Annotated in this window: 7 protein-coding genes; 5 read left to right on the forward strand and 2 right to left on the reverse strand. The window is 57.5% G+C overall.

All coding sequences use genetic code 11. The annotated features are described in order from the left end of the window. Positions 1-45: 45 nt before the first annotated feature. Together ACR0JE_RS02625 and ACR0JE_RS02630 are read left to right on the forward strand one after the other, a co-directional pair. The gene (locus ACR0JE_RS02625) at positions 46-828 is read left to right on the forward strand and encodes a thioesterase II family protein (protein WP_480540897.1); all 783 of its coding nucleotides are present in this window, start codon (positions 46-48) and stop codon (positions 826-828) included. Next, entirely contained in the window at positions 794-6,082 is a 5,289-nt protein-coding gene (locus ACR0JE_RS02630) for a beta-ketoacyl synthase N-terminal-like domain-containing protein (RefSeq protein WP_480862762.1), read from the forward strand. Before ACR0JE_RS02625 ends, ACR0JE_RS02630 begins: the two co-directional genes overlap by 35 nt. Here the strand turns inward: ACR0JE_RS02630 and ACR0JE_RS02635 are convergent. Beyond that, entirely contained in the window at positions 6,075-6,884 is an 810-nt protein-coding gene (locus ACR0JE_RS02635; protein WP_480540893.1) for a hypothetical protein, read from the reverse strand. The two genes, ACR0JE_RS02630 and ACR0JE_RS02635, sit on opposite strands and share 8 nt — an antisense overlap. A gap of 50 nt (positions 6,885-6,934) precedes the next feature. After that, positions 6,935-8,059, reverse strand: coding sequence for a radical SAM protein (locus ACR0JE_RS02640; RefSeq protein WP_480862765.1), 1,125 nt, complete (start codon positions 8,057-8,059; stop codon positions 6,935-6,937). Positions 8,060-8,258: 199 nt separating this feature from the next. Here ACR0JE_RS02640 and ACR0JE_RS02645 point away from each other — a divergent pair, with 199 nt between their 5' ends. The 3 genes from ACR0JE_RS02645 (at position 8,259) to ACR0JE_RS02655 (ending at position 10,874) form a co-directional block, all read left to right on the forward strand. Further along, positions 8,259-9,278 (forward strand): hypothetical protein, encoded by a 1,020-nt coding sequence (locus tag ACR0JE_RS02645; protein ID WP_480862767.1) that lies wholly within the window; start codon positions 8,259-8,261, stop codon positions 9,276-9,278. Between the two features lie 99 nt (positions 9,279-9,377). Beyond that, complete coding sequence (locus ACR0JE_RS02650; RefSeq protein WP_480862768.1) at positions 9,378-10,220, forward strand: fumarylacetoacetate hydrolase family protein; 843 nt, start codon at positions 9,378-9,380, stop codon at positions 10,218-10,220. A 150-nt stretch (positions 10,221-10,370) separates the two neighbouring features. After that, positions 10,371-10,874 carry a cold shock domain-containing protein gene (locus ACR0JE_RS02655; protein ID WP_480540886.1) on the forward strand — a complete coding sequence of 168 codons (504 nt, stop codon included), beginning with the start codon at positions 10,371-10,373 and terminating at the stop codon, positions 10,872-10,874. Positions 10,875-11,028: the final 154 nt, after the last annotated feature.

An 11,028-nucleotide genomic window follows, 5' to 3' on the forward strand; every position in this document is an offset into this window, starting at 1 on the left:
GGGTGCGCGCCGCGCATGTGGGTATCACCAGAGGTGACAGATGCTGTGAGTGTAGAAATCGCATTGACTCCGCAGAACCCTACCCATGCCGGGCTGTCGGGTCGGTTGGTCTGCTTCCCGCATGCAGGCGCCGCGGCTGAGCGCTTTCACGACTGGATGAGCGGATTTGCGCCGGTTCTGGATGTGCGGGCTGTCACCCTGCCGGGACATGGGCGGCTTTTGGATCAATCGCCCGTGGAGAGTTGGCCGGACCTGATCAAGTCGATTGTTGCCGAGATTCAGCCTTTGACAGACCGGTCATTTGCCATCTTCGGTCATAGTTTTGGGGCTCTGCTGGCCTATGAAGTTGCCCATGTTTTGGCGGCCAAGGGACATGCGCCCAACCTGCTGATCGTAGCAGGCCCTGCCCCGCAGATGGCACGGCGTGATCGCAATGTATCCGGATTGCCTCGGTCCGCGTTTCTGGCTGAGATTGAAGCCATAAATGGCACGCCGCCCGAAGTGCTAGCCAATACCGATCTGATGGACCGCATGCTACCCGCCTTGCGCGCTGATTTTGCGCTGCTCGAAACCTATGAGGCTGACCACGTCAGCAAGCATCCTCCGCTGCCCTGCCCAATCCTTGCGATCGGCTCGGACAATGACCCACAGGTGCCATTCCACAGCATTCTGGGTTGGCGACACCGCACGCGCAGCCGTTTTGAATGCCGCCTGTTTGCAGGTGATCATTTCTTTCCTTTTACCAACCCGGATTTCGCCGACACCCTTTTCGACTACGTTGATGATGCCCTGAATGAACACTCAAAGGACCTCTATCGCGCCGGATGAGGCGTCGATTGCCATTATCGGCATGCAGGGCCGCTTTCCCGGCGCGGCCAGTGTCGATGAGTTATGGCAGAACCTGCTGACGGGGCACGAGGCGGTCACGACTCTGACACCCGAGCAAATGGAAGGCGCGCAGGTTCCGAAAGAGCTGCACGAGCTGTCGAATTACGTCAACAAAGCCACCCTGCTGGAGGACGTCGATAAGTTCGACGCCGAATTCTTCGGGTTCAGCCCCCGTGACGCGGAACTGACCGACCCGCAGCACCGCCTGTTTCTGGAATGCGCTTGGCATGCGCTCGAGGATGCGGGCTATGTGCCCGATCGCTACAAAGGCGATATCGGTGTCTTCGGGGGCTGTGAACTGTCGGGCTATTTGTACCTTATCAACCGCAACATTGACCGCCTGGGTTTTCTGGACGGCATGCAGTTGATGATCACCAATGACAAGGACTACATGGCCACTCAGGTGGCTTACAAGCTGAACCTGACCGGTCCAGCGATCACGGTTCAAACCTCCTGCTCGACCTCGCTGGTTGCAACTTGTCTGGCCTGCCAGAGCCTGCTGGAGGAAAGCTGCGACATTGCGCTGGCTGGGGGTGTCACGGTCAAGGTTCCGCAGCGGCGCGGCTACCTGTTCGCCGCAGGTGGCATCCTGTCCCCGGACGGTCAGTGCCGCCCCTTCGATGCGGCGGCTCAGGGCACGATTGTTGGCAGCGGCGTGGGTCTGGTTGTCCTCAAAAGGCTGGATAAGGCGCTGCGCGACGGCGACCGCATTCGCGCCGTGATCCGGGGGTTCGGCCACAACAACGACGGGTCCAACAAGGTCAGCTATGCCGCGCCCAGCGCCGAAGGTCAGGCGCGCGCGATTGAGACCGCGTTCGAGATGGCGGGAATCCCGCCCCGCTCGGTCGGCTATATCGAAGCGCATGGAACCGCGACCATGCTGGGCGACCCGATCGAGGTCGCGGCACTATCGCGCGTATTCCGCAAATCGACCGAGGATACGCAGTTCTGCGCCATCGGTTCCGTCAAAGCCAATGTGGGCCACCTGAGTTGCGCCGCAGGCGTCACGGGGCTGATCAAGGCCGCCCTGGTAACCGAGACCGGCACAATTCCCCCGAACCCTCATTTTAACGTGCCCGCCCCGGGCATCGACTTCCCCACCAGCCCGTTCTACGTCAACCGTGACGCGACTAACGTGACGGCAAGTGACGGTCCGCGACGCGCCGGTGTCAGTTCATTCGGTGTTGGTGGGACCAACGCGCATATCCTGCTGGAAGAACCTCCCGAACCGGCTCCATCCAGGCCGGGGCGCTCGCAGCATCTGATCGTTATGTCCGCCCGCAATGAGGCTGCGCTGGACCGGTTGGCCCTTTCCCATGCACGTCGTGTTATGACTGCCACGCCGTCTGAACTGGCCGACATTGCTTTCACAACAAAAACCTCCCGCACGCTTTTTACGCATCGGCGTTACGTGCGCGTAGACGCCGACAACCCCGCAGGCAGCGCGTTGGCCTTGCTGGCGCATAACAGCGACAAGGTGCGCACCATAGAAGCCAGTGGCGAGGATAGGCCCGTCATTTTCATGTTCTCGGGCCAAGGTGCCCAATATCCGGATATGGGCTGGGGTCTCTATCGATCAGAGCCCGTCTTCCGCAAGGCCTTTGACCGGTGCTGCCGCGCCTTTCGGGATGGCAGCGGGTTAGACCTGAAACCGATAGTTTTTCCCAAGAAAGTGGATCGTGAACGCGCGGCTGAGAAGCTCAAACAGACGCAGTTCACACAGCCCGCACTGTTTGCTGTCGAATATGCCTTGGCGCAGCTGTGGATGTCGTGGGGCGTACGACCCAGAGCCATGATCGGGCATAGCATTGGCGAATATGTTGCGGCCGCGATGGCGGGAGTGATGACACTTAAGGACGCCGCAAAACTGGTGGCGCAGCGCGGGGCGCTCATGGCCTCATGTAAGCCGGGCTCGATGCTCGCCGTTCCGAAAGAGGAAGCCTATCTGCGCCCGCTGCTGCCGGATGACATCGCGATCGCCGCTGTGAACGCCACAGGAATGACAGTTGTGGCCGGACCAAGCCCGTCTATCAAACGGCTGGCAAAGCGGCTGGAAAACCAGAAGATCAAAGCCACGCTCCTGCGCACCTCGCACGCCTTCCATTCGGCGATGATGGATCCAATTTTGGACGACTTCACTAGTGCATTTCAGGGCATTCGCCTGCGCGCACCGCAGATCGACATCTATTCGAACCTCACCGGCACCGTCCTAACCAAAACCGCCGCAACCGATCCGGCTTATTGGGCGATGCATTTACGCAGCGCAGTACGCTTTGCCGACTGTGTCAAAACCGGGTTGGGCCTGTCTGATGCGATTTTCCTTGAGGTTGGCCCCGGACGATCGCTGACCAATCTTGCTGGGTTGCAACTGAGTGGAAGCGGTTCGGTCGCCCTGCCCTCAATAGACAGCAAGTCCGGCCCGCAGGTTGAGGCTGATTTGGCAACTGATACGCTGGGCCAGCTTTGGGCGCATGGGGCTGAGATCGATTGGCATCGATACTATGCCGAGGAGGTGAGACGCAAAGTACCGGTGCCCCTCTACCCGTTTGAGCGGGATAGCTATTGGGTTGGCGGCGCGGAAGATCCCAGCGTGGACGCCGCAGCATCACGCAAGGCGATGGTCGATTGGGGCTACGTACCAAAGTGGAAAAACGCTCCGATTAGGGACATCGAAGACCTGCCCGCAAACGCGCGCGTTCTGATTTTGAGCGACAAGAGCCCAGCAGCCCGAGTTTTGCAAAAAACGCTTAGGGACAAGGGCATCGCAGCTACCACCATCACGGCCTCATCACGGTTCATGCACCGCAAGGATGGCGCATTCTCGGTCGATCCAACAGTTTCAGAGCATTTCACCCGTCTCGCCAGCGCGCTGCGGGACGATAACAACCCTATTTCGCACATCGTTTACCTGTGGCCTCTCGCGCTTGAGGACGCCGAGGCCAACGTGGTTGCGATGCAGAATGCGGCCATGGCTGTCACCAAAGCCAGTGGGCTTGCCAAGCTTCGGATGATTTCGGTGACTGCGCAGGCGCAGCCCGGACGGTCCGACAAGACGATGGGGGTGGAAAGCTCGGCCACCCTTGCGCTGGCGAAGGTGTTGGGACAGGAGGTTCCCTCGCTGCGCGTCACCTCGGTCGACATCGCGGAAAGCGATCGAAGTAAGCCCTCAGCGGACCACTTTGCAGGCTGGCTTATAAACGAGCTGCAAGCGCAACAGTTCGTTCCTTCGGTTGCTTACATCAAAGGGAAACGGCATCGCCTCAGTTATCAGGCGCAACCACTGGAACCGGTCGAAACCTCCACTTTGTTCAAGCCCAACGGCGTCTATGTCATCACTGGCGGTTTAGGCAATATCGGGCTGGCGATGGCTGATATGTTGGCGGAGCGCTACAAGGCCAAGCTGGTACTTCTGTCTCGCTCGGGTGCGCCTGCAAGATCCGAATGGAAGGCGCTGGCCGCCGGTCCCAATGAGTTCGATAAAACGGGGATGCAGGCGCGCAGGTTGCTGGATTTGGATCGAAAGATAGATCTTTTGGTTCTGAAGACCGACGTCTGTGACGCAAACGCCCTGAAAGTGGCCATGTCGGAAGCCACCGAAGCCTTCGGCCCCATAGACGGCATCTTTCACATGGCTGGAAATGTCGGTAGCGGGTTTGGCAAACTCAGCGACCTGACGACCGAAGACCTGAGCAGCCAGATCGCACCCAAGATCAACGGCGCCCGCGCGCTTGCACATGTCTTGCAGGACCATACCCCGGATTTTGTCCTGCTGGGCTCATCCCTGTCGGCTGTTCTGGGGGGGTTGAACCTTGGCTACTACGCGGTGGCAAACCAGATGCTGGACACATTTGCCGCGTCGCAGCCGACACCTACGCGCTGGATTAGTGTGAACTGGGATCAATGGGCCTTTGCCGATCAGACGCATGGGGAAGATGCAATCTCGCCCGCAGATGGGGTTGAGGCGCTGAACCGCCTATCTGCGTTGGATACCGATCAGATCGCCATATCGACCACACCGCTGAACACTCGGCTTGCGGAATGGGTCGAATTCACCGCCACCCCCAAAGCCACGGAGGCCACCCCAACAGGCCACAGCCGCCCCAACCTGAGCAATCCGTTCGAAGCACCGAAAACGGATATGGAAACCATCCTCGCCGGGATTTGGGAAGACCTGCTGGGCCTGTCCCCGGTTGGAATAAACGACAAGTTTTTTGAGCTGGGCGGGCATTCCCTGCTGGCCATTGAAATGACCATGCGGATCGAAGAGAGGTTTGGCTACAACCCCGAGGTTGGCCAGATCTTCGACACTCCGACCATTGTGGGGCTAGCCCCGATTATCGAGGCCAATATGGGGGCATCCACTGTTGAAACGGTCAAAGCTGAGGTTGAACCACCACCGCCGCCAGAGCCCGACCTGAACCTAGAGGGCACGAAGAAGAGCTTTCAGGACATGTATGATGGTGTCACCAAGCAGCTGGACAGCTCAGGCTTCGGAACCTTCGCGCATTTTCTGAACTATGGCTACACACCGAACGGAGCGCCCGAGGCGTCTGATATCCTGCTGAGCGATAAGATGATGAACCGGAACTCGGTCAAACTGGCGCTTGAGGTCATTGGTGCCCACCCCATTGATGGGTCGTCGGTTCTGGATGTGGGCTGCGGGCGCGGCGGCACTGCCCGCACGTTGGTTGAGTTCTTCGATCCCGCCGCTGTCACCGGGTTGGATCTGTCTGGCGCGGCAATCGAGTTTTGCCGCAAGACGCATACAGATCCGCGTTTGAATTTTGTTCAGGGTGATGCAGAAAACCTGCCCTTCGATGATGGGCAATTCGACGCGGTAACCAATATCGAAAGCTCGCACACCTACCCCGCGATACAGCGCTTTTATGCCTCGGTCATGCGGGTCCTCAAACCTGGCGGGGCGTTTCTGTACACCGACCTTCTACCTTTGGGAAAGCTGAACCAATGTCTCGAACTGTTGAAGGACCTAGGTTTTAAGCTCGAAGACGAGCGCGATATCACGCAGAACGTGCTGCTGTCCTGCGATGAAATCGCGGCCGCGCGTCTGGGCGCGTTCGGAGGCGATCAGGAGATGAGCAATTTCCTGGCAGCCCCTGGATCAGCGGTCTACGAGTCCATGAAATCCGGTGAATGGAGCTATCGGATATGGCGCTTGAAACGCCCGATCAACTGATATCAATTTCTAGCGTTATTAATTGATTACGCGCCTGTCCTAATCCAATGATGACCAGCGCCGTTGAATAGCAATGCCCGGCGCGGTACAGATCAGCGTCGACAGGCACCATCACCTTGACCAGTTGTTTTTGCCCCGGCGCCAGATTGATCAGGTCCGGGATCACATCGATCATGGCTCCCTCGACCGCAACACCGTCTTCATCCAAAACCGGCGTGGTCGACACGCGCGGGCTGACGCCGACCGCTGTGCTGTTCTCTACCTCGAAACTGGCCGACAGCGTGCTGCCAGCAGGCCCAGACAATGTGATTGCCGCGGCCTGCGGGGTGGTTGCCCCTTCGGCTGCATATCCGTTCACGCCACGACTGTTGAGAAACTGAAACAGCTCATCCGTATAGCGCTTCGACAGAACCTGAGCTGATGCTGCATAACGGATCGCAAGCTGCAGACCCTCCTGCGCGATCTCGGCCCCACGCGTCTCGGTGAACTCTTTGTACAGATCGGCCATTTCCGGCACATAGCCCTGTTCAGTCAGGTGCTGATACTGGGTCCCAGCATCCGTGTATTGTTGCGTGAAGGCCGTGTAGATGGACTGCAACTGGCGATAGCTTTCCTCCATCGCGGCCTGCAATTCGGCCTGCTTGCCCAGGCCATGGGGCGTACCTTGCCCGCCCGTAGAGCTGGCCCTGTTGTCATATACCTCCTGGACTGGTTCAACGGGTTCTGGCTGCGGCTTTGGCGTTGCTGGTTTCGCCTTGGGGCGCGCGCGTTTTGCGGGTTGTTTGCGGGTTGCCTTAGCCATCTCAGCCCCTTTTGTGCTGCGGTTTCGCTTCGGTCACTGTTGCGGACAGCTTACACCAAACTCTTGAATTTCGCCAATTTCGCTTCGCTTTCCCGGCGAATTGCGGCCTGATACCAAGTGCCCAGCAAGGCGATATACCCCGCCAAATTGGTCGATGTCACAGCACCCGCCGCATTCATTGGTCCGTGCAAGCCCCGTTCAACGGCAAGCCTGCCATACAGGTCGATTACCTGATGAATCATAGTGGGTGCAGCATAGGCCAGCGACAAGTGCTCGGGCTCCCAGACCGTATTGAAATATAATACCGCCCCCAGATCGTCGGCAAAAGCCATCAGCTCTGCCAGTTCCTGCCAGTTCACCGTCATGATGCAAGCCGAAATGCCGAACGGGCGGTCATGGTGCCGCGAATACTCGGCCAGCCAGCGGGTGTTCTTAATCACTTCATCAAAATCCGCGTTGCGGCGGATCGAGCAATAGGTTTCACGCCGGACAGAGTCGAGAGATATGCCAATATGCACATTGCCCCGCTCAAGCACAGACAGGGCCTGATCCGGCAGCAGACTTGCATTGGTCTGAATGGTAATCTCGCACTCCGGGTTCAGGGCGATCAACCTCTCCCAAATTTGATAATAGAGCCGCATCACAAAGGGCTCGCCCCCGTAGAAGGTTGTGCCTTCAAGATGCGGAATAAAATCTTCTAATTCCTCAACAAATTCGCCCCCATAGGCCTGCGGCATCACCGGGCGCAGCTCGCGGTAGCGCCGGATACGCGAAGACAGTTCCCCGTTGCACATGATGCATTCCAGATTGCACGCATTGTGGAGCTCGAACGAAAACGAGGTCGGGTGATCGGGATCAACGCTCCAGCGATCGAAATGCTGTGCGACAACAGCGCCATAGTTCCCGGTTTCAATCTGCGACCCGCAGCCATTGCACCCGCCGCCCAGATCACCCTGTGCCACGCGTTGGCACAAGGTTCGCCTTGGGCGCCCCAGCCAGATTTCGCGGATGGATTGATCCGGATATCGGCCCAGCGGTTCACGATTATAGCAACAGCTTGAAACCTTGCCTTCGGTCCCAAAATACAGGCTGGTCGACGGGCTGTAGCATAACAAAGGCCGGGGTCCGGCGCGGCGCTGTTGGTTGTAGTGATAGTTCTGAACTGGGTTAATCATGGCCCCACCAAAACATCTCTTGCGCCTGATCTTATCACATCCCACGTCTCTGTTGGCTAAAAACCGCCATCCAGCGCAGTTTGGCCGGGCACCTCGGATGCGGGAATTCAGAAGTCAGCATCCATCCACCCCGTGAAACCAACCTCATTCCATGCTATGCTATGTTTTTTATGGAATTTTCACGCAAAGGGGCGCCCTCGTGTCCAAACGTCGCGTAGAACTGCATTACTTTTCGATCGTCGCGCTGCCGATTTGCGTGTTTCTGATCCATGAGGTGATCCAGACTCACATGCTGCCAAAAGACCTAGACTTATCCGTCGGCATTCTAATCGCGGATCAGGATTGGTTGGAAACCGTTGGCCGGTACCGGTTCCTTGCGGCGTCATGGTTCTTTGTCGCCCTGGCTGTTCTTCCGGTCGCCGTCCTTGTACGCAATCTGAGACGACCGACGGAACGCGCTACCAGACTGGCCGCAATTCTTACCGTTGTAACGGTTTTCTGCCTTGCGATGATCCCGGTCATTCAGCAGCACATGACCGAAACGCCTCCACAGATTTATGGGCAAGTCGGCAAAGAGTTGTTTGAGATGGCCCTGTCCAAAGGAACGTTGCCGGGCTGCGATGGCCCTGATGACCTTTGGGCCCTGGGCACCTGTGGAGATATCCCCGTATTCTCACTCTTTCGGCGGGTGATGGATATTGTCACCGCACTGGCTGGTCTGGCCGTAGGCGCGCTGATTGCCGGGATGATCTTGTGCCTGTCATCTGGCGGCGGTGACGACCTCGAAGATACGGCCGCCAGCCTGGCCCGCAGCATCCGCCAAATGAAGCAACAGCTGTATTTATCCAGCCTGATCCTGACCTTTGGGATGTTCTTTGCTTCAAGCTGGATGTACTGGCCCTTACCCGTCATTGCAGAGGCCGAAAAGGCCGCATTTAGCTCTTTGGTTACAGCATCGGCTTTGTTCACCGGAACCTATTTCTGTCTGCTGATGCTCAGCTTCTATCTGCCGGTGGCACTGATCCTGGATGGTCGGGTGACTCAACTGGCCATTGCCGCCCGGCAGGTAGACGAGGCAGAGGACGACTTCGATGTCGATGACTGGCGATCCACACACGGTCTGTCAGATGGGCCCGGCGATTTCATGCGTGCAGGCATCGCGCTGGCCGCACCAATCCTCGCGGCTTTTGCGGGGGGAATCTCACCCCTCAGCCTGTGAGGTTTCAAAGCGTACAGAGCGGTTGACCCAAAGCCCTACAGGCTGCAGGTTTTGAAAGCCGACGCTCGACGCCACTACCAATCAGGATATCCGCAAACTATGAAATTGCTTCGCTACGGCCCAAAGGGCGCAGAAAAACCGGGGATGCTGGATGACGGCGGTGCCGTTCGGGACCTGTCGGGCGTGGTCGATGATATCACGGGTGAGATGCTGAACGATGCCTCCCTCGACCGGGTGCGCGCGCTTGACGTATCAACTCTGCCCGTTGTTACCAGCAATCCGCGTATTGGGGCCTGCGTCGGCCAGGTTGGCAAATTCATCTGCATCGGCCTGAACTATGCCGATCACGCGGCGGAAAGCGGGATGGATTTGCCCGCCGAACCGGTGATCTTTTTCAAAGCGACCTCGGCCATCTCAGGGCCCAATGACTCGGTCGAGATACCACGCAGCTCGACCAAAACCGATTGGGAAGTCGAACTGGGCGTCGTGATCGGTAGGGAAGCCAAGTATGTCTCGGAGGCTGATGCATTAGACTATGTCGCCGGATATTGCGTGGTCAACGACGTGTCCGAACGTGATTTTCAGCTACACCGCTCGGGCCAATGGACCAAAGGCAAATCAGCCGACACCTTTGGCCCCATCGGCCCGTGGCTGGTCACCCGGGATGAGGTTCCAGACCCACAAAACCTATCCATCTATCTTGAGGTGAACGGCCATCGATATCAGGATGGTTCAACCCGAACGATGCATTTTGGCGTGGCTGCTGTGGTATCTCACCTGTCTCAGTTCATGTCGCTGCAACCGGGTGACGTGATTTCAACCGGTACACCTCCCGGTGTTGGCATGGGGCAAAACCCTCCCGTCTACCTGAAACCCGGAGACATTCTTGAACTTGGTGTCGAAGGCTTAGGCGTTCAACGACAGATGGTGGTGGCGGGCTGAGGCGCCATTGATCTTAGTAGATACACAGCTGCGAACGCTGCGGGTGTTAATCTGTGGTTTACCACAAGTCTCCTAAAACATGACTAATAAATACCATATTTACTGTGAAGGGTTTAGCTCAAGACAGTGATGTTCAAAGGTTTGCTCGTTATGGATGGTTCGACGCTTGGCGATCCCGCTCTGGTCCAGTTTTCAGGTATTTTGAAATGGTTTGCTGCCAAACACGGATACGGATTTGTCACCTGCGACGAGACGGGCAAAGATGCACTACTCCATCAGAACACGCTCAACGAGTTTGGCCAAACATCCATAGCACCCGGGTGTGAAATCAAAGCGCTCGCGCGCCGCACATCCAAGGGCACACAAATCGTCGAGATCCTTGAGCTGCAGGCTGAACCGGTGCCAGATTTTTTGCCTGACGGAACCAGCGAACGGGAAGGTAGAACTTACCTGCCCGCACGGGTCAAATGGTTCTGCGAGAAAAAGCAATACGGGTTCGTAAATGTGTTTGATGATCCCCGCGATTGTTTTTTACACTTGAACACTCTGGCAAAAACAGGACTTGGGATGGTGAATGTCGGCGAGGCGCTTGGCGTGGAACTGGATGATGGCCCAGACGGCAGAGTTGTCGTATCCGTTAAGTCCTGGAGCTAGGCAGTACATCAAAACAAGCAGCCACCGACTCTCAGTAGCAAACATTGGGCCAAACCAGTTCCACCGGTGCTGTCAGACGAATTCGAACCAGTCTCAGTTTGCCGCGGAAACCGCGAACCTATCCGGAACAAAGCTAACGCCACTCGGCAAGAGC

The sequence above is a fragment of the Ruegeria sp. H3 genome (assembly GCF_056533095.1).